Source organism: Actinomycetospora cinnamomea, from assembly GCF_003096675.1.
Classification (GTDB): Bacteria; Actinomycetota; Actinomycetes; order Mycobacteriales; family Pseudonocardiaceae; genus Actinomycetospora; species Actinomycetospora cinnamomea.
In genome coordinates this window covers 14,207-40,136 of the sequence record NZ_QEKW01000011.1, presented here as the reverse complement: position 1 = coordinate 40,136, position 25,930 = coordinate 14,207, and the positions used below count along the sequence as shown (strand labels likewise).

The 25,930-nt window shown below is 75.7% G+C and carries 16 protein-coding genes; 5 read left to right on the top strand and 11 right to left on the bottom strand.

The features are described 5' to 3' along the window. Positions 1-88 precede the first annotated feature (88 nt). From C8D89_RS19160 to C8D89_RS19145, 4 genes are all read right to left on the bottom strand, one after another. Entirely contained in the window at positions 89-1,549 is a 1,461-nt protein-coding gene (locus C8D89_RS19160) for a dynamin family protein (protein WP_243418245.1), read from the bottom strand. 299 nt (positions 1,550-1,848) lie between these two features. Further along, a complete protein-coding gene (locus C8D89_RS19155; protein WP_116709729.1) occupies positions 1,849-3,648 on the bottom strand; it encodes a dynamin family protein in 1,800 nt (599 codons plus the stop codon). Between the two features lie 577 nt (positions 3,649-4,225). Then, positions 4,226-5,383 (bottom strand): hypothetical protein, encoded by a 1,158-nt coding sequence (locus C8D89_RS29830; RefSeq protein ID WP_207787312.1) that lies wholly within the window; start codon positions 5,381-5,383, stop codon positions 4,226-4,228. 223 nt (positions 5,384-5,606) lie between these two features. Then, entirely contained in the window at positions 5,607-6,728 is a 1,122-nt protein-coding gene (locus tag C8D89_RS19145; protein ID WP_116709728.1) for a lysylphosphatidylglycerol synthase transmembrane domain-containing protein, read from the bottom strand. 302 nt (positions 6,729-7,030) lie between these two features. Between C8D89_RS19145 and C8D89_RS19140 the strand changes: the two genes are divergently transcribed. After that, positions 7,031-7,915: a hydroxymethylglutaryl-CoA lyase gene (locus tag C8D89_RS19140; protein WP_116709727.1), complete on the top strand. Its 885-nt coding sequence runs from the start codon at positions 7,031-7,033 to the stop codon at positions 7,913-7,915. A 118-nt stretch (positions 7,916-8,033) separates the two neighbouring features. Here C8D89_RS19140 and C8D89_RS19135 read toward each other — a convergent pair whose 3' ends face one another. Continuing rightward, entirely contained in the window at positions 8,034-8,525 is a 492-nt protein-coding gene (locus C8D89_RS19135) for an Lrp/AsnC family transcriptional regulator (RefSeq protein WP_116709726.1), read from the bottom strand. A 127-nt stretch (positions 8,526-8,652) separates the two neighbouring features. Here C8D89_RS19135 and C8D89_RS19130 point away from each other — a divergent pair, with 127 nt between their 5' ends. Next, positions 8,653-10,989, top strand: a complete 2,337-nt coding sequence (locus C8D89_RS19130) for a transketolase-like TK C-terminal-containing protein (RefSeq protein WP_116709725.1) — start codon at positions 8,653-8,655, stop codon at positions 10,987-10,989. Between the two features lie 14 nt (positions 10,990-11,003). Here the strand turns inward: C8D89_RS19130 and C8D89_RS19125 are convergent, their stop codons facing one another. The 4 genes from C8D89_RS19125 to C8D89_RS19110 form a co-directional block, all read right to left on the bottom strand. Next, positions 11,004-12,425 carry a M1 family metallopeptidase gene (locus tag C8D89_RS19125; protein WP_165825802.1) on the bottom strand — a complete coding sequence of 474 codons (1,422 nt, stop codon included), beginning with the start codon at positions 12,423-12,425 and terminating at the stop codon, positions 11,004-11,006. Beyond that, entirely contained in the window at positions 12,422-13,726 is a 1,305-nt protein-coding gene (locus tag C8D89_RS19120; protein ID WP_116709723.1) for a heparan-alpha-glucosaminide N-acetyltransferase domain-containing protein, read from the bottom strand. The genes C8D89_RS19125 and C8D89_RS19120 overlap by 4 nt, the downstream gene beginning before the upstream one ends. A gap of 173 nt (positions 13,727-13,899) precedes the next feature. Further along, positions 13,900-14,790, bottom strand: a complete 891-nt coding sequence (locus C8D89_RS19115) for a dimethylarginine dimethylaminohydrolase family protein (protein ID WP_243418244.1) — start codon at positions 14,788-14,790, stop codon at positions 13,900-13,902. Positions 14,791-14,823: 33 nt separating this feature from the next. Beyond that, on the bottom strand, positions 14,824-18,744 hold the full coding sequence (locus C8D89_RS19110; RefSeq protein ID WP_116709839.1) for a Pls/PosA family non-ribosomal peptide synthetase: 3,921 nt from the start codon (positions 18,742-18,744) through the stop codon (positions 14,824-14,826). A gap of 476 nt (positions 18,745-19,220) precedes the next feature. Between C8D89_RS19110 and C8D89_RS19105 the strand changes: the two genes are divergently transcribed. After that, positions 19,221-20,672 (top strand): lipase maturation factor family protein, encoded by a 1,452-nt coding sequence (locus tag C8D89_RS19105; protein WP_116709722.1) that lies wholly within the window; start codon positions 19,221-19,223, stop codon positions 20,670-20,672. Here the strand turns inward: C8D89_RS19105 and C8D89_RS19100 are convergent. Then, a complete protein-coding gene (locus tag C8D89_RS19100) occupies positions 20,627-22,279 on the bottom strand; it encodes a phytoene desaturase family protein (protein ID WP_116709838.1) in 1,653 nt (550 codons plus the stop codon). The two genes, C8D89_RS19105 and C8D89_RS19100, sit on opposite strands and share 46 nt — an antisense overlap. A 529-nt stretch (positions 22,280-22,808) precedes the next feature. On the opposite strand from C8D89_RS19100, the gene C8D89_RS19095 reads away from it, so the two are divergent. Together C8D89_RS19095 and C8D89_RS19090 are read left to right on the top strand one after the other, a co-directional pair. After that, on the top strand, positions 22,809-24,092 hold the full coding sequence (locus C8D89_RS19095) for an aminotransferase family protein (RefSeq protein WP_116709721.1): 1,284 nt from the start codon (positions 22,809-22,811) through the stop codon (positions 24,090-24,092). Positions 24,093-24,102: 10 nt separating this feature from the next. Beyond that, on the top strand, positions 24,103-24,867 hold the full coding sequence (locus C8D89_RS19090) for a LamB/YcsF family protein (protein WP_116709720.1): 765 nt from the start codon (positions 24,103-24,105) through the stop codon (positions 24,865-24,867). On the opposite strand, the gene C8D89_RS19085 is transcribed toward C8D89_RS19090, so the two are convergent. Beyond that, complete coding sequence (locus C8D89_RS19085; protein WP_116709719.1) at positions 24,849-25,841, bottom strand: LLM class flavin-dependent oxidoreductase; 993 nt, start codon at positions 25,839-25,841, stop codon at positions 24,849-24,851. The two genes, C8D89_RS19090 and C8D89_RS19085, sit on opposite strands and share 19 nt — an antisense overlap. Positions 25,842-25,930: the final 89 nt, after the last annotated feature.

Below are 25,930 nucleotides of genomic sequence, written 5' to 3'. Positions count from 1 at the left end.
CCGTCCCGTCCCACTGTCGCGCGCGCGGGACGCGACCGTCATGAGCAGCCGGGTACTCACCCATCGCTCGAGAACCCCTCGGCGTTGCTCACCCGGCCCGTCCCGGCCCGCGGCCGGCGTCCAGCAGCCCCTCGCAGGTCCGCACCACCGCCCGCGCGGCGTCCCGGACCTCGCGCGGCGACCCGGGGTGCTCGGCGCGGCGCTGCCAGCGCCCGAGCACCGCGGAGGCGGCCCGCGCCACCTCCTCGCCGCGGGCGTCCTCGGGCAGGCCCAGCCGGGCCGAGGGCGCCAGCCCGTCCCCGCCGAGCAGCTGCTCGGCCTCGACGCGCTCGTCCCCGGACAGGGCGAGCGCCCCCGTCTGGAGCCGGTCGAGCAGGCGGACCTCCACGAACTCGTGCGCGCCGGCGGTGATCTGTTCGATGTCGTGGCGCAGACCGTGGGCGCCCGGCAACGGCCAGCGCCGGATGACGCCCTCCAGCGCGGTGAGCGCCGACTGGGCGCGCAGCACGTCCGCCCGGCCGGCGAAGCGCGTGGCCAGCACGTCGCGCAGGGGTCCCAGCCCGCTGTGGCGCACGAGCTCCCGGGAGAGCTCGCCGGCCGTCGTGACCGTGCCCTCGCGCAGGAGGCGCACCGAGAGCCGCACCCCGAACAGGCCGTAGCGGTCGAGCAGGGCCGCGCGCCGGCGGGCCTCGACGTCGACGTCGATCTCGGCGTTCGCGAACCGCGACGCCGTGAGCAGGAGCCGGTCGACCTCCCCCACGGGTCCCGCGGCGAGGCGGCCGAGAGCGCGGAACTCGTCCTCCCGCAGGGTGGCCGCGCTCGCCGCGAGCAGCCCGGCCACCGGCATCACCGTCTGGCACAGGCCGCGCACGCGCTCGTCGGCGCGGTAGCGGGCGGCGATGGCGCCGGCGCTCTCCAACGCGTCGGGACGGGCGTGGCCCACCTCGTCGGCCCGCGCCAGCACCCCGACCGCGGTGATCGGCCAGCGCTTGGCGGGGTCGTCGCGGAACGCCTCGAGGAAGCGCATGTCCGAGGCGTGCACGTGGCGCATGAGGTAGAGGACCGCGTCGGCCTCGGAGGAGCCGGCGGCCCCGGGGACGAGGGCGGCCTCGGTCCGGCGCGAGAGCTCGGCGCTCAGCGAGTCGAGACCGGGCGTGTCGATCAGGGTCATCGTCTGCAGCGCGCGCGACGGCCAGTCGACGAGGAGGCGGTCGACGTCGTCGGCCCCGAGCCGCCCCAGGTCGAGGTCGAGCAGCCCTCCCGTCGGACCGGGCGGCAGCTGCCGCGCGGAGCCGTCACGCAGGAGCGCCTGCACGCGGTAGGTGTGACCGTCGCGGAACCAGGTGACGATCCGCGTGCACTCGCCCGCGTCGGTCGCGGCCAGCTCCTGCCCGACGAGGGCGTTGAGCAGGGTGGACTTGCCGGCCTTGAGCCGGCCGGCGATGGCCACCCGCAGCGGCTCGTCGAGCCGGCGGGTCGCCCGGTCGAGGATCGGCGCCGCGGGACCCCCGCGGTAGAGGGGCACGACGCGGGTCAGGAGGGCACGCACCCGGTGCCGCAGGGGCGAGTCCGGCGGCGGAGGGGCCGGCGGGGCCCAGGGCCGGCCCGCCCGACCCGGTGGGGCGTGGCGCGGCGGCCCGGTGGGCGGGCCGGTGCGCACCCCGCAGGCGGGCGTGGGGCGGCCCGGCGGCGGACCGGGCGGGGGCGGCGCGGCCGGGGTGGGCCACCCGGTCGGCGGTGGGGTCCGCGGCGCAGGCCCGGGCCCCCGGGCCGGCTGGTGGGGCGGCTGGTGGGGCGGGGGTCCGGACGGTGGCTCCCCCGGCGACCGGGGCGGTCCCGACCGCCGGTTCACGATGCCCTCGCCGCAACGGGCGGGGGCGCGGTGCGGCGCAGGTGCTCGCTCAGGTCGTCCACCCGCGCCCGGACCAGGCGCAGGGACTCGAGATCCTTCTCGATGCGTTCCCGGGCGCCGGTGTCGGTCTTGCCGGCGGCCACCGCGGCCTGCGCGGCGGTCATCGCGGCCGTCGCCGCGCGCTGCAGCTCGGAGACCCGCTCGGTCCAGGCGCCCCGCAGTTCGCGCTGGACGTGGCGGATGGCGTCGCGGGAGTCCTTGCCGACCTGGTTGATGAACTCGTCGACGTACTTGCGCACGCCGGCCTTGGCGTCGGTGCGGCGCTTCTCGAGCGCCTTCTTGCGCTCCTCCCGGATCCCGGCGACGCCGAGGACGCCGCCGAGCACCAGGCCGGCCGCCATCGGGAGCCCCAGCCCGGCCATGTTGGAGATCATCGTCAGCATCACGACCCCGCCGAACACCTTCTGCAGGAGGGGCAGCTTGACGGCCTGGCGCAGCCCTGACGGGGCGAACGCGACGTCGAGGGCCAGGCGGGCCATGACGTCGGCGGGGGCGCTCACCGAGCGTGCGGTGATGCGGGCCTCGGCCAGGTCGAGGTGCTGCTCGACGGCGATCGCCACGTCCTTGGTCCGGCGGACGAACAGGGCGTAGTTCTCCATGGCCTCCGCGGCGAGTCGTCGGCGCAGCCAGTCCGAGAACTCCTCCCAGTTATTCGCCGGGTCCCCGGCCTCGATGGCCTCGTCGGCCTCCTTCTGCACGGCCCGCGCCCGCGCGCGGAGGTCGAACTCCGTGTCCGAGGAGATGTCCGCGAAGCCGTCGTTCAGGACCGCCTGCCACTTCGCGCCCCGGTCCCGCAGCGCCTCGGCGCGCTCCTTGGCGGCGGCCAGCTCGGCCACCAGCGCCTCCTGGCGGGCCGGGTGGACGAGGGCGTCGCGGCGGGCCCGGGCCGCCGACTCCAGCTGCCCGAGCACCGAGCCCACCTGGATCATCACCGACCGCACCGCGAGGTGCGCGGCTTCCTCGCGCACCCGGTCGAGGCGGGCGAGCAGCTCCGGCGCGCCGGACTCGGCCCGGAGCTCCTCGTCGCCCTCGTCCGAGGCGATCCGGCACAGCTCGGCGGAGAAGCCGTGGATCTCGATGCGGACCCCGGCCCGGTGCAGGTGCGCCTGGTTGCGCTCGAGGATGCGGGGCCAGCGCGGCGTCAGGTCGGTCTTGGTCAGGACCATGACCACCGTCGGGCAGAGCTCGACAACCGCGTGCAGGAAGCGGACCTCGGCGTCGGTGAGCTCGCGCGAGGCGTCGCTGACGAACAGGCACGCGTGCGCACGGGGCAGGTCGGCCACCGCGCTCTGGTGCGCTCCGCCCAGGCCGCCGACGCCCGGGGTGTCCACCAGCACGAGCCCACCCGCCAGCAGCGCCCGGTCGATCCCGATCGACACCGACACCAGGCGACGCGTGTTGCCGGGGTTGCCGGACTCCGACGCGTAGGCCGCCACCTCGTCCGGCGTGATCGTCTCGGTCCAGCCGGCGCCCTTCGACCCGGGCAGGGCCTCGAAGTGCGCGCTGGCCGTCAGGCCCGGCGCGTGCCGGACCTCGGTGGGCACGGCCGTGGCGATGTCGTCGTCGACGGGACAGACGTCGGCCTCGACGAGGGCGTTGACCAGCGAGCTCTTGCCCTGCTTGAACTCGCCCACCACCGGGATGCGGACCGCGGCGTCGGTGAGCAGCTTCCGGGCCGTCCGCAGCCGCGCGACGAGGTCCTCGCGCTCGTAGGCCGTCGCCGCCTTGATCGTCATGTCGACGGTGTCCGCGGCGTGCTTGACCGCGGCGCTCGGCGCCTTGGTCGCCGGCGCGGTCGACTTCGGTGTCGCCGTCCGAGCCGCGGGGGTGTTCGGGGGCGGGTCCTCGTGGTCGCGGGCGTCTGCGGGGTGGCGGGGGTCCCCGTCCCCGCGGCCTTCCGGCTGGCACGTCGGGCGGCGCGTTGGGCGACCCTCTCGCGCTCGGCGGCGGCGGCGCGGGCCCGTTCGTCCATCGCCCCCGCGGCGGACCCGGCGCTCATCGCGGCGGCCCCTCGTGATCGTCGGTCTCCGGCCGGAAGATGGAGCGGCGGTCCCGGCCCGCCCGCGGCCGCTCCGGTGCCGGCACGGCGGGCGCGGACGGTCGGGGGCGCTCGTCACGCGGCGGGGTGGCCTCGGACGGCGCGGCCTCGTCCGGATCGGGCCGGAAGATCGACGGCCGTCGATGGGGTGGGGCGGCGTGCCCTCGGCGCCGGTGCGGGTCACCGGTCCTCCTCGCAGCAGCGGTGACGAGAGCAGACGGGTGGCCCCGGCCGGGTCGGTCCCGGTCGGGGCCACCGCGCGTGAGCAGCGGGGGTCAGCCCGCGCCCACCAGCCCGCTGTCCTCCCCGGCGGACTCGTGGCTGCTGGCGCCGCCGTCGTCGCCGGCGGAGTAGTCGTCGGAGGCCGGGGCCGTCGACGCGGGCTCGTACTCGGGCCCGGACGAGGACGTGTCGGGGTAGTCGTTCTCGTCCTGGGCCACCGGCACGTCGTCCTGGGCGTCGTCCTGGGCGTCGGCGCCGTCCTCCTCGGCCTCGGGCGCCCGGCCGCCGGTGAAGGAGACGGGCTCCGCGGGCTCGGTCTCGCCGCTCTCGCCCGCCGGCTCCTCAGGGTTCTCGCCGGTCGGCTCCTCGGGGTTCTCGCCCGTGCCCGGCTCCGTCGTCTCGCCCGTGCCCGGCTCGGTCGTCTCGCCCGTGCCCGGCTCCGTGGTCTCCCCCGTGCCCGGCTCCGTCGTCTCCCCCGTGCCCGGCTCCGTGGTCTCCCCCGTGCCCGGCTCCGTGGTCTCCCCCGTGCCCGGCTCCGGGGGCGTGTAGGGCTCGGGCGTGTGCTCGGGCCAGCCCTCGGGGCGCTCCCCCAGCTCCTCGGGCCACCAGCACCCGTTCGGATCCGGCGTGCCGTCGGGGCACCAGATGGGGTGGTAGCCGCCGGGGTTGTGGACGTCGTTCCAGCCGTTGGGGCAGTAGACCGGGTGCCAGCAGTAGGGCTGGTAGACCGGGTTCCAGCAGTGGGGCTGGGCGGTCGGGTGGAAGCAGTAGGGCTGGTCCTCCGGGTGGTAGCCGTAGGGGTTCTCGTCCGGGTGGTAGCAGTGCGGGTTGTGGGACGGGCTGTAGCCCCACTCGTTGTGGACCGGCTCGTAGCAGTGCGGGTTCTCGGTGGGGTGCCAGCAGTACTGGGGCGACCAGTGGTCGCCGAGACCGTGCTGGTGGCGGAAGTCGATGAGGAACTGACAGTCGACGGTGCAGGCCTGCTGGTGGGCCGGGCAGTGGTAGTTCTGCGCCAGCTCCCACTGCTCCTCGGGCTCGGGCTCGGGGACGACCTCGCCCTCCGGCGTCGTGAGGGCCTCGCCCTCCGGGGTGGTCGCGGTGCCCTCGCCCTCCGTCGTGGTCCCGGGGACGGTCTCCTCCCGCGTGGTGGGGGCCTCGGTCCCGGTGCTGCCCGCGGCCGTCGCGGCCGGGTCCTGGGTCGGGGTGCTCATCTCGGTGTCCCTTCGGCTCGGGTGCGGACCGGGGGTCCGACCGAGGTGCTCGTCGGTGGTGGCACCGAGCCTGGGGGCCGGCGGGACGCCGGTCATGAGCACACGGGTACTCGACCGCGGGCATCGCGGACCCACCGAGTACTCACGTGATCGGGGACACCCACAGTGGTCCCGGGGGAGCACCCCCGCCCCGGCGGTGGGGCGGGCCCCACCCGGGCCGCGCCTACCGCTCGCCGCGGTGCCCGCGCGTGGACAGCTCGCCGTCCTCCGCCTCGGGAGCGGCGTCGTCGTCCTCGGCGTCGGTGGCCGAGGGCGTCTCCCGCGCGTGCACGACGAACCACGCGACCCAGCCCGCCGCGGCGACACCGATGAAGCTGATGAGCCGGTAGAGCACGACGGCGGCGAGGGCCGGGTGCGAGGGCACCCCGCCCGCGACGAGGGCGGCGAGCAGCGCGCCGTCCACCAGCCCGAGACCGCCGGGCAGGAACGAGGCGCTGGAGGCGGCGGTGGCCGCGGCGAAGGCGACGACGACCAGGGCGAGCGTCATGCCCTCGGCGCCCACGGCCGCGCAGCAGGCCGCGAGGGTCGCGATGTCGAGGACCCACTTCCCCAGCGCGGCCGTCCCGACGAACACGCGGCCGCCGGCGCGGAGCTCGATGAGCTGCAGGCCGGCGATCTGTTCCGTGAGCTCGGCGACACCGGACTCGCGGGGCCGCGAGCGCACGCGGTTGACGAGCCGCAGCCCCCAGGAGCCGGCACCGACGAGCACCTGGGGACGTCGGGCCACGAACACGACGCCTGCGCCGAGAGCCGCGACGCCGAGGATCTGCACGATCAGCCAGGGCAGCGAGGTGGGCCGGCCGCTGATGGTGAGCGCCGACCCGAGCGTGATGGCGGCGAGCGCGAGGCTCACGGCGACCCCGCCGGCGACCATCGTCCACGTGGCCGTCGGCGTGCTGGCCCCCCAGACGCGGCGGCGCCGGAACGCGTAGGCCGTCGCGAGCGCGGGGCCTCCGGGGACGGTGAGGTGCAGCGCGTTCGCGGCGAGCGTCGCGAGCGTGACCGCCCGCAACGTGACGCGGACGGCGGCGGCGACGAGCAGGCGGTGCTGCAGCGCGGAGAACGCCAGCAGCGCGCCCGCCTCGCACGCCACGGCCACCAGGACCCACCCGGGGTCGGCGTCGAACAGCGCGGCCCGCGCACCCTCGAGCGTCGGGAACACGACGACCACGCCCGTGGTGACGGCGGCGGCGACCACCACCCCGGTCACGACGCGCAGCAGGCGCCGGGTGCGCGGGGTGACGCGTGTCGTGCCCGTCGCCGCGGTGGTCACGATCGCGCCCATCCCTCCACTGTCCTCCTGCCCGGAACGTCACCTCCGGGTGACCATTCTCCCGTCGCTCGACGCGTGGTGTGGCCCCGCCGTCACCCGGACGGAGCTGTGGACGCGCCGGGCGGTCCCCGACGGCTCCTCCAGGGGTGACATCGGTGACCGGGCACCGGCCGAACCGGCGACGACCATGCTGCCGGACCGTGTGTGCCCGCCGACGGCGGGTCGCCCGGGGCCGAGGCGGTGTGGCCGGCGGTGTGGCCGGTGGTGGCCCGGCGTGGTGGCCTGGCCGTCCGTGGCGGGGCAGGATCGACCGTGTGGTCGGGATCGTGGAGGTCAGCCCGCGCGACGGGCTGCAGAACGAGCGGGAGCTGCTGGAGACCGGCGCGAAGATCGAGCTGATCGAGCGCGCGGTCGCCGCCGGAGTGCGCCGGATCGAGGCGGTGTCGTTCGTGCACCCGAAGCTGGTGCCGGCGATGGCCGACGCCGAGGCGGTGATGGAGGGGCTGACCCGCGCACCCGGCGTCTCCTACATCGGGCTGGTGCTCAACCGCCGGGGCTTCGACCGGGCGGTCGCGGCCGGGGTCGACGAGGTCAACGTCGTCGTGCCGGCCTCGGACGGCTTCGCCAAGGCCAATCAGAACTCGACCACGGCGGCGCTGACCGAGGTGGCCGAGGAGGTGCTCGCCGAGGCCGCCGGGCGGGACCTGTTCGCGTCGCTGACGATCGCGACCTCGTTCGGCTGCCCGTTCGACGGCGAGGTCGACCCCGAGCGCGTGGTCGAGGTGGCCCGTCGGGGCGCCGCGGCGGGTGCGAAGGAGATCGCGATCGCCGACACGATCGGGGTGGGGGTGCCGACCCAGGTCCGCACGCTGCTCGACGGGGTGCGCGCGGTGGCCCCGGAGGCGCGGATGCGCGCGCACTTCCACAACACCCGCAACACCGGCTTCGCCAACGCCGTCGCCGCCCTCGAGTGGGGCGTGGACTGGCTCGACTCGTCCAACGGCGGCATCGGGGGGTGTCCCTTCGCCCCGGCGGCCACGGGCAACATCGCCACCGAGGACCTCGTCTACCTGTTGCACCGCATGGGCCACCCCACCGGCCTCGACCTCGACGCGCTGCTGCCCATCGCCGGGTTCCTCTCCGACGCACTGGGCTACCGGGTCCCGGCCCTGCTGCCGCGGGCGGGCGCGTTTGGCTAGCGCCTCGTGAGTGCTTGCCCGTACCAGGACACGGACAAGCGCTCACACCCCAAGAGGGTCCGGTGTCCAGCCGAGCGCACCTGTGAGCGCTTGTCCGTGCCAGGGCACGGGCAAGCACTCACGAGCGCGCAGCGCAAAGGGCCAGCAGCGGCGCGAGGCGGAAGGGCACGAGCTGGCGCATGACCAGCGCGGTGGAGGTGCGCTCGACGCCCGGGACGGCGAGGACGCTGCCCGCGACGGTGTAGAGGGCGTCGGCGTCGCGGGCGACCACCTGCACGAGCAGGTCGTCGTCGCCCGCCAGCCCGACGACCTCGACCACCTCGGGGATGCGCGCGAGCGCCGCGGACACCTCGTCGAGGCGCCGCTGGTCGACGCGCGTGGTGACGTAGGCGCGCAGCGGGTGGCCGAGCGCGGCGGGGTCGATGCGCCGGGCGAAGTCGCCGAGCACCCCGCGGCTCTCCAGCCGGGCCAGGCGCGCCTGCACGGTGTTGCGTGCGAGCCCGAGGCGTTCGGCGAGCGCGACGACGGTGGCTCGCGGCTCCGCGCCCAGCGCCTCGAGCAGCCGGGCGTCGACCGCGTCGACGGGCTCGACCGGGTCCGGAGGCGCCATCCTGCTCACTCCTCCCCGGGGTCGACACGGCCGTGCCGACCATAGTGCTCATTCCCGTGTCGGTCACTTGCGCAGTTCGTCCCGGTGACGAACGCTCTGCGCGTCGATGTGAACCCGGAGGCCACCGATGACATCCACGCGTCCCGCCCCCTCGCTGCCCGACCGCGCGGCCGAGCTCGAGGCCCTCCGGGCGGTGGAGGACCGGGTGCTCTGGCTGGCGACGGCGATCGTCGACCACGCCAACCGCGTCCGGCCCAACCCCAGCGGCCTCAAGGTCGGCGGGCACCAGGCGTCGTCGGCGTCGATCGTCTCGATCATGACCGCGCTGTGGTTCCACACGCTGCGCCCGGAGGACCGGGTCTCGGTCAAGCCGCACGCCTCGCCCGTGCTGCACGCGATCAACCACCTGCTCGGCGAGCTCGACGCGTCGTACCTGACGACGCTGCGCGCGGCGGGCGGTCTGCAGTCCTACCCGTCGCGGTCGAAGGACCCCGACCCCGTCGACTACTCCACCGGCTCGGTCGGCATCGGCGCCACGGCGCCGATCTGGGGCACGATCGCGCGGCGCTACGCCGACGGGCTCGGCGAGCGTGCGGGGTCCGGCCGCCAGTTCTCGCTGGTCGGCGACGCCGAGCTCGACGAGGGCGCGGTCTGGGAAGCCGTGCTCGACCCGATCGTGCGCGAGCTCGGCGAGGTCTGCTGGATCGTCGACTTCAACCGCCAGAGCCTCGACCGCGTCGTCCCCGACATCTCCGCCACCCGTCTGCACGGGCTGTTCACCGCCGCGGGCTGGCAGGTGATCACCGTCAAGTACGGGCGGCTGCTCGCCGAGCTGTACGCCAAGCCCGGCGGCGACGCCCTGCGCCGGCGCATCGACGAGATGACCAACCCCGAGTACCAGCGGCTGCTGCGCTGCACCCCGCTGCAGCTGCGCGAGCGCCTGCCGGGCGACGGGCCCGACGCCGACGCGATCGCCGCGCTCCTGCGCGAGGTCGACGACGGCGCGGTGCACGCGGCGATCCGCAACCTCGGTGGGCACGACCTGGGCGCGCTGGCCGACGCCTACGACGCCATCGACGACAGCCGGCCGACGGTGATCTTCGCCTACACCGTCAAGGGCTACGGGCTCGCGACGCAGGGCCACCCGCAGAACCACTCGTCGCTGCTCACCGAGACGCAGATGCGCGCCCTGGCCACGGGCCTGGGCGCCGACCTCGACGACCCCTGGGCCCCGCTGCCCGCCGACTCGACGGCCGCCGAGCTGTGCCGCTCCACCGCCGCCCGCCTGCGCCGCTCGCCGGCGCCGCCCGCGTCGCCGCCGGCCGTCCCCGACGACCTCGAGCGCACCCCCACCGGCACCGGCCACACGCAGCAGGCGTTGGGCCGAGCGCTGCTCGACCTGACCCGCTCGGCGCCCGAGGCCGCCCGCCGCGTCGTCACGGTGAGCCCGGACGTCACCTCGTCGACCAACCTGGGCGGCTGGCTGAACAAGGTCGGCTCGTGGTCGCCCCACGAGCGCCGCGACTGGTTCGCCGACGACGCCGAGACGATCCTGCACTGGCACGAGCTGCCCAGCGGCCAGCACATCGAGCTGGGCATCGCCGAGACCAACCTCGTCGGCCTGATCGGCGAGCTGGGCGCGACGTGGTCGCGGTGGGGCGAGCCGCTGCTGCCGATCGGGGTGCTCTACGACCCGTTCGTCGCCCGGGCGCTGGAGCCGTGGGCGTTCGGGATGTACGCGGGCGGGCAGTCGATCCTCGTCGGGACGCCCTCGGGGGTGTCGCTGGCGCCGGAGGGCGGCGCGCACCAGTCGATCACCACGCCCTCGATCGGCCTCGAGCAGCCCGGCTGCGTCGCCTTCGAGCCGGCGTTCGGCGTCGAGGTGGGCTGGTGCCTGCTCGACGGGCTCTCCCGGCTCGGGCGTCCCGGCGGCTCGTCGACCTACCTGCGCCTGTCGACCGTGCCCGTCGACCAGAGCCTCGCCGCCGTGCCCACCGACCCCGCCGCCCGGGCCCGGCGCCGCCGCGAGGTCACCGCCGGCGCCTACCTGCTGCGCCGCGCGCCCCGCACACCCGCGGTGACGATCGCGGTCATGGGCCCGCTGGTCGGCCAGGCCCTGGCCGCGGCCGAGCGACTCGGCGAGCTGGGCGTGGACGCCGACGTCGTCGTGGTCACGAGCCCCGACCGCCTCTTCCGCGCGCTGCGCGCCCGCTCCGGCGCGACGGGCGCCGACGCCGAGCACCCGACCTGGATCCTCGACGCGGCCTTCCCCGCCGACCGGGCGGCGCGCCTGGTGACGGTCCTCGACGGCCACCCCCACACGCTGGCCTTCCTCGCCGGCGTCCACTCGGTGCGCGCCTCCCATCTCGGCGTCACCGACTTCGGCCGCTCCTCCGACCTCGCCGACGCCTGGGCGCACCACCACCTCGACGCCGACGCCATCGTCGCCGCAGCGCTGGCCTGATCCGGCCAACCGGCTCAGCGGGCCGGGAGCGCCCCCGCGTCACGGAGCCGGTCGGTCACCTCGGGCAGGTCGCGGAAGGCCGCCGCCACCTCGGCGGGCGACACGACCTGGTGGGCGTTCGCCGCGAGGTAGTCGCGCACGGCGGCGTCGAACCGCTCCGGCCCGGCGTCCTCGCGCGCCGCGAGCAGCGCCGCCGCCCCCTGCTGGTAGACGCCGCGGTAGTAGGCGCCGAAGCTGCGCTCACCCCAGAACGCCATGCTCTCCCCGAGGTCCCCGTCGAGGCGGTCGGGGACGTCCTGCGGGCCGTCGCCGTCCCCGGCGATCAGCTCCTCGGCGTAGGTCGCGAACGCCTCGTCGATCCACGGGTCGCGGGCCTGGTTGTTGCCGACCAGCCCGTAGAACCACTGGTGGGCCAGCTCGTGGGTGGCCAGGGCGGGCAGGGCGTCCTCGCCGGTGTCGCCGAACTGCAGCGCGGTGGGGAACTCGATGCCCGACGACTGGGCGGGCGCGACGGCCACCCACAGGTCGGGGTAGGGGAACGGCCCGAACCGTTCCACGAGGCGCTCGGTCGCGGTCGCGACGATGTCCGCCCACTGCTCGGGCGGCACCCGAGTGCCGTCGACCGGGGTGAAGAGGTGCAGCCGCGTCCCGCCGAGGTCACGCTCGAGCACCTGGTAGCGCCCGACAGCGACGGCGACGTCGCGCACGGCCTCCGCGGTGAAGCGGTGGGTGGTCGTGCCGGGGCGCGGCCCGGGCTCGGCGCCGGCCGGCTGCCCGGTGCCGGCGACCTCGACACCGTTGGGGGTCGTGACCCGCAGCGACGCCAGTCGGAAGTCCTCGCTGGTCGCGGTCTCACCGGCGATGTCGACCGCGTCCTCCCGCGCCCAGCCCTCGCCCCGGACCCATGCGAGCAGCGGGTAGCCGCTGCCCCACCACGCGGTGCGGGTGGAGGGCGAGGTCCCCAGGCGCTCGTCGGCGTCCTCGCCGAGGCGCAGCGTGAACGCGAGCTCGGCGCGCACCGTCGTGCCGGCCGGGACGCACGCGGGGAGCGGGAGCTCGACGAGCGTGCCCGGAGCGTTCTCGGCCGCCCCGGCCCGGCGGACCACGGGAGCCACCGGCCGGCCGTCCACGCTCGCTCCCGTGACGGTGAGCGAGTTGCCCTGCCGCGCCGGGGAGGGCGAGTTGGGCCAGGCCCGGAACACCAGCTCGCACACCGCCAGGTCGGGGGTGAACGCGACGGTCTCCCGCCCGGTCACGGTCTCGAGGTCGGACGGGACGTCGAACGCGAGGTCCACGACCGGCCGCCGATCCCACGCGCCCTCGTCGGGGCGCGGCGGCGGGCCCTCCGACCCGCAGGCGGCGAGGGCCAGCAGGAGCAGGGCCCCGACCAGGGCGGCGACGCGCCGCCCCGCTCGGCGGCGCGGCACACCGGTCACGCCGGGCCCCGTCCGGTCACGCGTCGGCCGACGGCGCGGGCGGCGCCCCGGGAGAACACGGTGACGACCGACTCGATCGGCCCACGCCCGGCCGTGGCCCGCCAGCCGAGGGCGAACAGCACGCCGACGACGGCCTGGACGACGTAGCCGGTCACCGGCGTGAACCCGTCCCAGGGGGACCCGACGAACAGGATGTGCGCGGTGTAGAGGGTCAGCGCCAGGCCGCCGACGGCCGCGAGCGGGCCCCGGAGCAGCGCGACGGCCGCCCGCGGGACCGGTCGGGTGAGGTGGTCGAGCAGCAGCATCGACCCGAGCAGCGCCAGGGCCACACCGGCGGTGTGGACGAGGTCCGGCGGGGTCGAGGAGTGCGGGGCGACGCTGGCCAGCCACCACCACGACGTGGCCGGGGTGGTGCCGTCGGGCCCGACGGTCAGGGCGGCGTCCAGCGCCGCCGGCGACAGGCCCCGGGACGCCGCGTCCGCCTGCAGTGCGGCGAGCCCGCCGAAGCGCTGGAGCGCGAGCCAGGAGCCCACCCAGGCCGCGGCCGCCGCGGCCGTCCCGCCGACGATCAGGCCGCCGGCGACCCGCGCCGACGACAGGCGCATCCGCCCGACCGCCATCCCGACGCACAGGTAGGGCAACCACGACACGGCGGGGTAGTACCCGGTGACGGCGAGCTCGAGGAGCACGGCAGGGGGATCGGCGACGAACGAGCCGAGGGTCACGTTCTGGAGCGCCGGCGGCGGCACCAGCCCGCGCAGGACGTGGCTGGCGACGGGGATCGCTCCCGCGCCGACCACCCCGAGCGCGAGCAGTGTCCAGCGCCCGAGGAACACCAGGGGCACCGCGAGCACGAACAGCGCCGCGTAGTACGGAAGGATCACGGCCGCGACCTCGGCCTCGAGGCCGCCGAGGGCCAGTCCGAGCGCACCGAGCAGGAGCGCCCGGGTGAGCAGCGTGGTCGCGGCGGAGGCGCCGGCCGCGACGCCCCGGACCGGTCGGCGGCCGGTCATGAACGCGATCCCGACGCCGGCCAGCACCGCGAACAGGGCCGCCGAGCGACCCTGGGCGATCTGGCCCACGACGGTCGGGTTCCCGACCGCGTCGACCACGACCAGCGAGTGGACCGCGACCATTCCGGCCAGCGCCACCCCGCGCGCGGCGTCCAGCCCGGCGCTGCGGGAGCGGGGCCGAGCCGCCTCGCCGCCCGGCGCGCTCGCTGCCCTGTCGGCCGGCTCGGTCGCGGGAGCGGGCGGCGCCGGGTCCGGCCGGCGGGAGTCGGCGACCGTGTCGAGCCGCACGAGGCTGCGCCGTTCCGGGCCGGAGTGGCGTCGGGGTGCGGGCCGACTCGGCGGGGGCGCCGAGCGCGGGCGGGGTGCGGGAGGGGGCTGGGGTCGGGGCGACGGACGCGGCAGGACGACGGTCGGACCGTCGGGGCCGTGTCCGTTCGAGGAGCGCCGGGGGACGGATCCGGTCACCGCGAGCCCGCCGCCAGGACCGCGTCGAGGTCGGGCCGGGCGACCGCGTCGACGTCGGCCGCCGGGTCGGTCGTCTCCCCCGGCACGCCGTCCAGGGTCAGCGCGGTGCACCGGACGCCACCGCCACCCTTGCGCAGCTGGTCGGTGGCGACCTCGTCCACCGTGTAGCCGCGGTCCCGCAGCCGGTCGGCCAGCCGGGGCGCGCCGGTGGTCATCGTGACCGTCCGGCCGTCGCTGACGAGGTTGAGCGCGAACGCCTCGGCCTCGGCGCGGGACACCTCGACGAGGTCGACGCCTGCGAGGCCGGCCATGCAGTCCAGACGGCGACGGCTGGGCCCGTCGAGCGCGTCGGGGAACCATGCCACCGTCGCCGCGTCGAGGACGCCCACCGCAAGGTCCAGGTCGTACCACTCGGGACCGGCGGTGCGCAGCGGCACCACCTCCCGCTCCAGGTGCTCGGCGAGGAAGGGGAGCATGCGCGGGTCGGTGCGGCGCCCGTGCCCGGCGAGCAGCAGGTCGCCGCAGGCCAGGGCGTCGCCCTGCCCGCTGAACGGGAACGGGGCGTCGAGCACCTGCAACCCCAACGCGCCGAGGGCCCGCCGGTGGTGGGGGATCTCGCCGCGGCGGGGCGGGGGCGGGTCGCCGAGCACGGCGACGCCGTCGACGACGACCGCGCCGTTGGCGGTGTAGACCATGTCGGGGTGCTCGGCGACGGTGGGCATGCGCTCGACGGTCCGCGCGGCGCGCACGTGGGCGTCGACGAGCGCCTCGTGCTCCGCGGCGGCGGCCGACGGGTCGGGCTGGTCGGCGGTGTCCATGTAGGGGTTGATCACGTAGTCGATGCGGAAGTGCCGGGCGTCCGACACCAGCAGGTGCGTGGTGAGCACAGGTCTCCCTCGGGGAGCGGGGGCTGGTGGAGATCAGCGGGTGGCGAGGGCGGGGGTGGCGCCCTGGGCGGGGATGCCGCGCCAGTCGCTGCCGGCGGGCAGCTCCTCGCCCTTCATGAGCAGGGAGAGCGGGGCGAGGGCGACGCCCTCGCCGACCACGGCGTCGTAGAGCACGACCGAGCGCGTGCCGACGCTCGCGCCGTCGCCGACGCGCAGCGACGACATCTTCATCACCCGGTCCTCGAACAGGTGGGTCTGCAACGACACGGCCGTGCCGACGCAGGCGTCGTCGCCGACCTCGACGAGGTCGAACTCGGTGAGGTACGTCGTGCCGATCCACGCGCGCCGGCCGATCCGCGCGCCCATCAGGCGCAACATCGGGGGCAGGGCCGGGGTGCCGACGAGCAGGCCGAGCAGCACCGGGACCGCGGCCGCCTCGTAGAGACCGGTGACGAACTCGGTGCGGCGCACGTACGGGCTCCACAGCGGCTCGACCCGCGGCCGGTACACGCCGACGACGTGCCGTTTGACGGCGGCGACGTAGAGCACGACGAGCAGCGCCGCGGCCAGGGCGAGCAGCGGTGCGCCGAACGCCACCTCGGGCAGCGTGCGGCCCTGCGCCAGTGCGGAGAGCGCCAGGAGGTAGAGGTAGACGCTCACGGCGATCACCGAGGCGGGCAGGGTCGCGCGGGCGAACTCGATCGCGAGGCGCTGGCGCACGACGCGGCGCTCGGGGCGGAACGTCGAGGCCTCGTCGAAGTCGCCGCTGTCCTGGCGCCGGGGAAGGTGGATCGCCGGGGACCCCAGCCAGGAGCTGTCCTGCGGGACGCCCCCGGGCGGCGGCACGGTCTGCACACCGAGCAGCGAGCCCTCGCCGGTGCGGGTGCCCGCCGGAACGAAGGCGGCGTTGCCGACGAATGACCGGGCGCCGATCTCGGTCGCGGCGAGGGCGATCCGGCCGTGGGCGAAGGACGCGCTGCCGACGGTCGCCATGTCGGCGACGAAGCTCTCGCGGCCGAGGACCAGCAGGTCGGGATCGAGGTGCGCGGCGGTGGACACCTCCGAGCCCCGTCCGACGCGGGCGCCGAGCAGGCGCAGCCACGGCACGGTGTACAGCGTCGCGTAGAGCGCGTTCGTGAACGCCAGGCTGAACTCGAACAGCGTGTCGGCGATCCATTTCCGGATGCCGAGACCGGACCGCACGGGGTGGATTCCCGGCGGGAGCCGCGGGAGCACGAGCCGCTTGCCGGTCGCGACGACCACGCAGACCGTCACGACGAACACCGGGCCGGCGAGCAGGGTCGCGGCCAGGCCGGCGAGGACGCCCCAGGTCAGCAGGGCCGCCCAGACCACGCCGACCGCGGGCAGGACCATCGCCACGGCCGCGGCCTCCAGGCCGACGACGCCGGCGGCGGTCGCGAGCACGTGGTACCAGCGCCAGCCCGGCGCCGGCGGGGCGGCGAGCATCTCCTCGACCGCCGGGGCGAGCGCGGTGACCGCCCGGGGCGGGGAGCCGGCGCGGCCGTGGCCGTCGGGGACCACCTCGCCTTCGTCGAGCACCGACTGCTCGCCCAGCGCCGCCTCGTCGCCGACGGAGCTCCCCGGCCCGAGCACGGCGTTGGCGCCGACGTAGGCGTCCCTCCCGACGGTGACCGTGCCGACGGTCACCGTCCCGTCGCGCACCTCCCACGGGCGGACGTGCACCCCGTAGCCGACGGCGCCGTCGTCGCCGAGGCGCACGAGGCGGGGCATCGAGATCGTGCTCGTCGCGATCGTCGTGCGGTCGCCGACGTCCGCGCCGAGCAGCCGCAGGTAGGGGCCGGCCGCCATCGACCCGGACAGCACCGGCAGCGGGCTCGCGCCCAGGAGCAGGTCGGCGAACCACAGCCGCACGTACGTGACGCCCCAGAGCCGGTAGCGCCCGGGACGGATGCCCGCCGTGAGCGGGCGGACGAGCAGCGGCAGGACCCACCGGGTGCCGAGGTAGGTGGCGACCACGGCGCCCATGAGCTGGAGCAGCACCCCGATCGACACGGAGCCGTCGTTGCGGGTGTAGACGAACGACACCGGCAGGGTCACGGCGAGCAGGAAGCCGTAGACGAGCGCCGCCTGCGCGAGGCCCGCCCGCGCCACCTGCCGGTCGGTGTGCCGCGCGGGCTGCGGGCGGGGCGGGGCCTCCACGCGCGGCGCCTCGGCCTCCCGCGCCAGGTGGGCGGCGAGGGCGCGGACGCTGGGGTGCGCGTAGAGGTCGCGCACCGCCACACTCCCACCCGCCCCGCCGCCCGCGTCGCGTTCCCGCATGCGGGTCACGGCCGTCGCGGCGAGCAGGGAGTGCCCACCCAGGTCGGTGAAGAAGTCGGCGGTCACCGAGACCTCCGCGACGCGCAGGCCGAACACCTCGGCCCACACCGTGCGCAGGCGCTCCTCGAGCCCGCCCTCGGCCTCCACCACCGGGCCGGCGGCCGCGACGAGCCGGCGTCCCGAGGGCTCGGGCAGCCTCGTGCGGTCGACCTTGCCGCTGGGCATGGTCGGGAGCTCGACGAGGACGTCGAGCGTCGAGGGGACCATGTACTCCGGCAGGCGCTCGTGCAGCACGCCGTGCAGCCGCGCGGCCAGCTCGGCGTCGTCCGGCGGGCCCGCGCCGTGGGGCGGGACGACGAAGGCCGCGAGTGAGCCCGTCGCCTCGACGAGGGTCACCACGGCCGCGCCCACGGCGGGGTCGGTGAGCAGCACGCTCTCGATCTCGCCGAGGTCGACGCGGTGGCCGCGGACCTTGACCTCGGCGTCGGCCCGGCCCCGGTACTCGATCTCGCCCTCGTCGGTGAGGCGCCCGAGGTCACCGGTGCGGTAGAGCCGCCCGCCGTCGGGGGCGAGCGGGTGGACCACGAAGCGATCGGCGGTCTTCTCCGGCAGCCCCACGTAACCCCGCGCGACGCCGGGGCCACCGATGCAGATCTCACCCACGGCCCCGTGGGGCACCGGCGCGCGGTGCTCGTCGAGCAGGACGATCGTGTACGTCGGCAGCGCCCGACCGATGGTCACCGGCCGGCCCGGGAGCAGCTCGCACCAGGTGGCGGTGACGGTGGCCTCGGTCGGACCGTACGTGTTGAGCATCCGCCGCCCGGGGCGGCTCCAGCGCTCGACGAGCTCCGCGGGGCAGGCCTCGCCGCCCACCAGGACGCTGCGCAGGCCCGGCAGGTCGCGCGGCAGCGTGGCGAGCAGGGTCGGCACGCAGTAGAGGACGCTGACCCGGGCCTGCTCGAGGAAGTCGGCGAGCTCGCCGCCGAGGCGTCGCGAGTCGTTCGGGCCGATCACGAGCGTCGCCCCGCGGGCGAACGTCGGCCAGATCTCCTCGATCGAGAAGTCGAACGAGATCGTCATGCCCTGGTACACCCGGTCGTCCGGGCGGACGTCGTAGACGTCGGGGACAACGTCGAGGAAGTTGACGATGCTCGACTGGGCGACCTCCACGCCCTTCGGGCGCCCGCTCGACCCCGAGGTGTAGATCACGTACGCGGGCGGGTCGGAGTGGGCGCCGTACGCGGCGACCGGGCGCGTCGTCGGAGCGGCGTCGATCTCCGCCCGCCGGGTGTCGAGCTCGAGGACCGGGCAGGTCGTGGCGGTCAGGGACGCGGCGAGGTCGCTGCTCGTGACGACGAGGTCGACGGCGGCGTCGTCGGCGATGTAGGCGATGCGGTCGGCGGGCGCCTCGGGGTCGATCGGGACGAACGCCGCCCCCGCCTTCAGCACGCCCAGCAGCGCGACATAGGTCAGCGGCGAGCGCTCGAGCAGGATGGCGACGCGGGAGCCGGTCGCGACATCCTCGCGGCGCAGGCGGTGGGCGAGCTGGTTGGCCCGAGCCTCCAGCTGCCCGTAGGTCGTCCCGACACCGTCGTGATCGAGGGCCACGGCCTGCGGTACGGCGTCGGCGGAGCGTTCGAAGACGTGCTCCATGCGACGGGATCGCGTCAGGGGCACGGGCTCGGTGACGGTCGTCTCGGCGGGACGCGGCCGGGGGATGGGCGACGGGGCACGTCGGTGACGCGCTCGCGAGAACGTGACGGCATCGATGCCGGTCATGCGCCTCCTCGATACGGGGGGCGGCTGCGGAAACCACCTGGTGGTCCGGGCCCGGGGGTCCGGACTTGCGGATGGACGGCGCCGGCGTGTGGTCGGGCACCGTCCGTGGGACGCGGCGCAGCCCCCGCGCGTTCACTCGTCCGAGGAAAAATGTCCGAAGTCCGGCTACGGAAGGCGTGCCCCGCCCGGCCGTGGTGTCCTCGATCGAGTGATGAGCGTTCCCCGTTCGGCCCAGCACCACGTCGCCCCGCAGGACCGGCCGACGGCCATGCCGGCCGCGGCCGGGCGAGGAGCATCGGCCGGGCGGTCGAGCGGGTAACACTCCCTTCACCGTCGAGGAGGTGAGGTCCGTGCTCGATCTGCTCGCGGCGCCCGACTACGCGCTGGCGCGCTGGGTCGTGCAGCACCTCGTCGCGCTGGTCTACGTCATCGCGTTCACGGTCGCGCTGGCGCAGTTCCGCCCCCTGCTCGGCGAGCGGGGCCTCACCCCGATCCCCCGCTTCCTCGCCCGCACGACGTTCCGCCGCCACCCGAGCCTGTTCCACCTTCGCTACTCCGACACGGTCTTCCGGGTCGTGGCGGCCACGGGCCTGGTCCTCGCCGTCGCCGCCCTCGCCGGCGCCACCGACGTCCTCCCGCTGGGCGCCGGCATCGCGCTCTGGGCCCTGCTCTGGGTCCTCTACCTGTCGATCGTCAACGTCGGCCAGGTCTGGTACGGCTTCGGCTGGGAGTCGCTCCTGCTCGAGGCCGGCTTCCTCGTCACCTTCCTGGGGCCGGCCGACGTCACCCCGCCCGCGCCGATCCTCTGGCTGCTCGTCTGGCTGCTCTTCCGCGTCGAGTTCGGGGCGGGCCTGATCAAGCTGCGCGGCGACCGCTGCTGGCGCGACCTGACCTGCCTCGAGTACCACCATGAGACCCAGCCGCTGCCGAGCCCGACGAGCTGGTGGTTCCACCACCTGCCCCGCCCGCTCCATCGCGTCGAGGTCCTCGCGAACCACGTCACCCAGCTCGTCGTGCCGTTCCTGCTCTTCGCGCCCCAGCCGGTCGCGACCGGCGCCGCGGTCGTCGTGATCGTCACGCAGGGGTGGCTCGTCGGCAGTGGCAACTTCGCGTGGCTGAACCTCCTGACGATCACCCTCGCCTTCGCGGCGATCGACGATCCCCACCTGCGGTGGCTCCTGCCGCTCCCGCTGCCCGAGCCTGCGCCGTTGCCACCGTGGTTCGCCGCGGTCGTGCTGGCGGTGACCGTCCTGATGGTCGCGCTGTCGTTCTGGCCGGTGGCGAACATGCTCAGCCCGGGCCAGAAGATGAACGCGGGCATCACGCCGGTGCACCTGGGCAACAGCTACGGCGCGTTCGGCTCGGTGACGCGGGAACGCGACGAGGTGGTCCTCGAGGGCACCGACGACCCGGACGGCGGCGACTCCCCCGACACGGCCGTGTGGCGCGAGTACGAGTTCCGCTCCAAGCCCGGCGACCCCTACCGCCGCCCACCCCAGACCGCGCCGTACCACCGGCGCCTCGACTGGCTGATGTGGTTCGCGCCGCTGGCGCCGCGGATGGCCCGGACCTGGTTGCCGACCCTGCTCGACCGGCTGCTCGAGGCCGACCGCCCCACCCTGCGCCTGCTGCGCCACGACCCGTTCGACGGCGACCGTCCGGCGTGGGTGCGGGCGCGGCTCTACCGCTACCGCTTCACGACGCGCGCCGAGCGCCGTGAGACCGGCGCCTGGTGGCACCGCGAGCTGATCGGTGACTACCTGCCGGCGAGGACCCTGCCCCGCTCGTCGGCCGCGCCGTAGACGAGGCGGTGCCCGGCGCGGATGCCGGCGGCGTACACCCGCCCCAGACGCCCGGCCCGCGCCAGCGCCGCCCGCGCCGCGTTGGCCCCGGGTGCGCCGTGCACCGCACCGGCCGGGTGAGCGGTGGCGCCGGAGAAGAACAGACCGTCGACGGGGGTGTCCGGACGCCCGAGGCCCGGCGTCGGCCGGAAGACGAGCATCTGGTGGAGCTGCGCGGTCCCCGCCATGAGCGCGCCCCGCACGAGCGAGGGGTCGTGGGCCTGGAGGTCGCGCGGGCGGGAGACCCGGCGCGCGACGACCCGCCCCTCGAAGCCGGGGGCGTGGCGCTCGATCAGCGCGGTCATCCGCCGCACCTGCTCGTCGAGCTCGGCGTCGGTGTGCTCGCGGTCGTGCGGCAGGTGGGTGTAGGCCCACACCGACTCGGTGCCCGGCGGTGAGCGGCGCGGGTCGGCCAGCGTCATCTGCCCGAGCAGCATGAACGGGTTGCGCGGCATGCGGCCGGCGTCGAGATCGGCACCGAAGTCGACGAGGTCGGCGATGTCGCCGCCCAGGTGCACCGTCCCCGCCGCGCGCGGCTCGGGCGCGGTCCACGGGATCGGCCCCGACAGCGCCCAGTCGACCTTGAGGATGGCGTCGTCCCACTGGAAGCGCGCGAGGTCGTCGACCAGGCGGGCGGGGAGGTGCTCGATGCCGACGAGGTCGCGCAGCAGCAGGGGCGCGGGGACGTCGGCCAGCACCGCGCGGCGCGCGCGGACCACGCCCCCGGCGGCGTCGATGACGCCTGTCGCCCGCCCGCTCTCGACGAGGACGCGGGTCACGGGCCGGTCGCACTCCACGGTCCCGCCGCGGGCCCGCAGCCGGGCCGCGAGCGACTCGGCGATCATCCCGGACCCGCCGGCCGGCACGGGGAAGCCGACGTCCTGGGCCAGCATCGAGAGCAGCCAGCCGAACGCCGTGCTCGCGGTCTGCGTGACGTTGAGGTCGGTGTGCAGGGCGTTGCCGGCGATCAGGAGGCGCGCGCCCTCGCCGCGGAACTCCTCGGTGCCGAAGCGCACCGCGGGCAGGAGCATCCGGCGCGCGAGGCGCAGCGCGTCGGGCCCGCCCAGGGTCCGCAACGTGCGCGCGGCCTCCTTGACCGGCGGGAACGGGCCGAGGAACGCGTGCATCAGCGGGTCGGCCAGCCGCTGCCACTCGTCGGCGAGCCGGCGCCAGACGTCCCCGTCGCCCGCGCCGAAGCGCTCGACCGACGCCGCGGTGACGTCGACGTCGCGGGAGAGCAGCACGCCCCGGTCGTCGGAGGTGACGTGGGCGAGCGGCTCGTGGGGGTGGCTCCACTCGAGCCCGTAGCTCCCCAGGTCCAGCCCCTGGAGGACGGGCGAGGCGATGCCCATGGGGTGGAACGCGCTGCCGAGGTCGCTGAGGTACCCGGGGGCGGTGATCTCCTCGGTGCGCGTCGCGCCGCCGGGCCCGTCCGACGCCTCGAGCACCCGCACCGACCAGCCCTGATCGGCGAGCAGGTTGGCCGCGACCAGCCCGTTGTGCCCCGCGCCGACGACCACCGCGTCGGCGGTCTCGGTGCCCGTGGTCAGCGCGTCGGCCCGTGTCATGCGCGCCGGGTTCCCCGTCGGGGGGCGGGGGGACACGGCGTGATCGTCGCGGAGGAGCTCGCCGGCGGGCGCACGAGGACGAGCGTGGACCTCGACGACCTGCTCACGGTGAGCCACACCGCGCTCGAACCCCTCGTCGGGGCGTGCTCGCGGTGCCGCCGACCTGCGCGGACGTCGCCGTCGCGTGGTGGCCCGCCCTCCGCGCGCCGCCGTCGACGACATCCACGTGCGGGCCGGTCGTCCAGGCCCGACCCGCGGATTGATCGCTCCCGGTGCTCCGGCGACCCGACTGGGTCGGGCGGGAGGAGCCGTGGGAGCGATCTTGCCCTGACGGCGCCGCGGACCGCGTGTCCACTCGCACGCCTCGTCGTCGCCCGGCGACTCTCCGTGAGCGCCCTTCGCCGCTGCGCTGCGGCGCCGACGACGTCTCGATCCGGAGGAACTGCGCGTGACAACATCCGGAGCAACCCGCAGCACCGATCGGCCCGACCCCTCCCGTACGGGGCGGTAGACCCGGAGAATCACGACCATGAACACGCGGCTGTGGCATCCGTTCTCCGACATGGCGGCGGTGGACGGCAACGAGTTCGTCGTCGACCGCGCCGAGGGCGTCTGGGTCTACGACGAGGAGGGGCGGCGGTACCTCGACGGCTGCGCGAGCCTCTGGTACGCGAACGCGGGGCACGGGCGGCAGGAGATCGTCCAGGCGGCGATGACGCAGATGAGCAAGCTCGAGGCGTACTCGTGCTTCGCCGACATCGCCAACCGCCCCGCGCTCGAGCTGGCCGACCGTCTCGCCGCGCTCGCCCCCGTGGACGACGCCCGCATCTTCTTCGGCTCGGGTGGCGCGGACGCGATCGACACCGCGGTCAAGATGGCCCGCGGCTACTGGCAGGCGCGCGGCGAGCACCAGCGCGTCCACGTCGTCTCGCGCGAGACCGGCTACCACGGCACCCACGGCTACGGGACCTCGATCACCGGCATCCCGCCCAACCGCGAGGGCTGGGGCGTGCTCGCCGGGGAGAACACGGTGGCGCCGCTGCACGACCTCGACGGCGTCGAGAAGGTGTTCGCCGAGGTCGGCCCGGAGCGGATCGCGGCGTTCGTCGTCGAGCCCGTCACCGGCGCGGGCGGGGTGCACCTGCCCACCGAGGGCTACATCGAGGGCATCGCCGAGCTGTGCCGGCGCCACGGCGTGCTGCTGATCATCGACGCGGTGATCGCGGGGTTCGGGCGCCTGGGCAGGTGGTTCGGCATCGAGCGCTTCGGCGTCCGGCCCGACATGATCACCTTTGCCAAGGGCGTGACCAGCGGCTACCTCCCGCTCGGCGGGGTCGTCGTCTCCGGCGAGGTCGCCGCACCGTGGTGGACCACGCCGGGTGAGCGCACCCTGCGCCACGGCCCGACCTACTCCGGCCACCCCACCTGCTGCGCGGCCGGGCTGGCGACCCTCGACGTGTACGAGCGGGAGAACCTCATCCCCCGCGGCGAGGAGCTGGAGACACCGCTGTTCGAGGCGCTCGCCCCGCTCCTGCAGCACCCCTACGTCCACGAGGTCCGGGCCGGCTTCGGCCTGCTGGCCGCGGTCGAGCTGGAGCAGGACGTGCTCGACGGCGTCCCCGACGCGCCGAACGCGCTGCTGCGGGGGGCGCGCAAGGCGGGCGTGCTCGTCCGCGGGCTCGGCAAGGGCGTCGCGGTGTCACCGCCGCTGACGGTGACCACCGACGAGCTCGGCCTGCTCGCCGAGGCCATCCGCGCGGGCCTCGACTCCCTGCCCGTCGACGCCCCGGTGCCCGCCGCGCCGGGCGCCTGAGGAGGACACCGTGCCGACCCGGATCGATCTCAACGCCGACGCCGGCGAGAGCCTGGGGCGCTGGAAGCTCGGGCACGACAGCGAGCTGATGACCCACGTGACCTCGGTGAACGTCGCGTGCGGCTACCACGCCAGCGACCCGGTCACCATGCGCGACTCGGTGCGCACCGCCGTCGCCACCAACACCGCGATCGGCGCCCACCCCGGGCTGCCCGACCTCGTCGGCTTCGGCCGGCGGCGGATGGCGCTGCGCCCCGACGAGGCCGCGCAGCTCGTGCTGTACCAGACCGGCGCGCTGCAGGCGACGGCGCGCGCGGAGGGCGCGGAGGTCGTGCACGTCAAGCCGCACGGCGCGCTCTACGGCATGGCGCTGACCGACCCGGACATCACGACGGCGATCACCGAGGCCGTCCTGCGCCTCGACCCCGACCTGATGATCTTCTGGCTCGCGGGGCCGACCGCCGACCTCGCCCGCTCGCTGGGCGCGACGGTGGCGCGCGAGGGCTTCGCCGACCTCGAGTACACCGACGAGGGGCACATCATCGTCGAGCCCGAGCCGAAGGCGAAGGACCCCGATGCCGTCGCCCAGCAGGCCGTCGACCTGCTCGACGGGCACGTCACCTCCACGACGGGCAAGCACCTCGACGTCGAGGTCGACACCATCTGCCTGCACGGCGACCGACCCAACGCGGTCGAGATCTGCGAGGCACTGGTGCGCCGCCTCGACGATCTCGGGGTCGAGCGGGTGACCGCGGCTCAGCTGTTGCGGGGCTGAGGGGCCAGCGTCTCGAGGACGAACTCGAGCTCCTCGACGTCGCGGCCGGGCGGCAGGACGATCGCCGGACACTCCGCGCCGGCGGCGTACCAGCGGTCGAGCGCCGCCCGCGCGTGCCCGGCGTCGCCGCGGATCGTCAGCTCGTCCAGCAGGACGTCCGCGCTCGCCGGCACGTCGGTGGTGCGCGCGGTGGGGTTGGCGGCCACGACCTCGTCGACCGCGCCACCCAGGCCGAGGCGCCGCAGCGTGCGCGGGTACAGCGGGCCCATGGCGGTGAGGTAGAAGCCCACCCACCACGACGCCACGGACCGGGCGGTGTCCGGGTCCTGCGCGACGGCCGTCGGAATCGCCGGGCAGACGGTCGGGGTGGTGTCTCGGCCGGCCGCGCGGGCCGCGGCTCGCAGCTCGTCGCGGACGTCCGCGAACGCGGACACCGGGAGCAGGAACGGGTCCCAGCCGTCGGCCAGCTCGCCCGCGAGCCGCACCGAGCGCGGGCCGAGGGCGGCCAGGTGGATCGGCAGACCCGGGCACGGCGGGATGCCGAGGCGAAGGCCCTTGTGGCCCGTCGTCGCCTCGAGGCGCTCGCCGCGCAGGAGCCGGCGGACCTGCCGGGTGCGGTCGGCGAGGTGGGCCAGCGGGTCGGCGAACCAGACGTCGTGCAGGCCCTCGGCCAGCGCCGGGCTGCCCGCTCCCAGGCCGAGGGTGAAGCGGCCGGCGCTCGCCGCGTCGAGGGTCGCGGCCATCATCGCGAGGGTGCCGGCGCTGCGACCCCAGGTGTTGATCACCCCGGTGCCCAGCCGGATGCGCGTCGTCCGTGCCGCGATCTCGGCCAGCACGATCCCCGCGTCCCACCCCCAGGCCTCGGCCACGGAGAACGTGTCGTAGCCCAGCTGCTCGGCCCGCTGCGCGAGGTGGACCACGACGTCACGCCGGGTCTCCAGCGGAGGGAGCCCCACCCCGAGCGGCCGCGTCATGCGCCCCGATCGAACACCCTCCGCGGACGCCGAGCACTCGCGCGAACGGGGAGTTCGGGCGCCTGGAAGCAGCGAACAGCGCGTTCGTT

Bases quoted from the DNA above. Each gene is read 5' to 3' on its own strand.
- C8D89_RS19155 (WP_116709729.1), bottom strand. From the start codon at position 3,648: ATGACGATCAAGGCGGCGACGGCCTACGAGCGCGAGGACCTCGTCGCG.
- C8D89_RS29830 (WP_207787312.1), bottom strand. From the start codon at position 5,383: ATGAGCACCCCGACCCAGGACCCGGCCGCGACGGCCGCGGGCAGCACC.
- C8D89_RS19145 (WP_116709728.1), bottom strand. From the start codon at position 6,728: ATGGGCGCGATCGTGACCACCGCGGCGACGGGCACGACACGCGTCACC.
- C8D89_RS19135 (WP_116709726.1), bottom strand. From the start codon at position 8,525: ATGGCGCCTCCGGACCCGGTCGAGCCCGTCGACGCGGTCGACGCCCGG.
- C8D89_RS19130 (WP_116709725.1), top strand. From the start codon at position 8,653: ATGACATCCACGCGTCCCGCCCCCTCGCTGCCCGACCGCGCGGCCGAG.
- C8D89_RS19110 (WP_116709839.1), bottom strand. From the start codon at position 18,744: ATGGAGCACGTCTTCGAACGCTCCGCCGACGCCGTACCGCAGGCCGTG.
- C8D89_RS19100 (WP_116709838.1), bottom strand. From the start codon at position 22,279: ATGACACGGGCCGACGCGCTGACCACGGGCACCGAGACCGCCGACGCG.
- C8D89_RS19095 (WP_116709721.1), top strand. From the start codon at position 22,809: ATGAACACGCGGCTGTGGCATCCGTTCTCCGACATGGCGGCGGTGGAC.
- C8D89_RS19085 (WP_116709719.1), bottom strand. From the start codon at position 25,841: ATGACGCGGCCGCTCGGGGTGGGGCTCCCTCCGCTGGAGACCCGGCGT.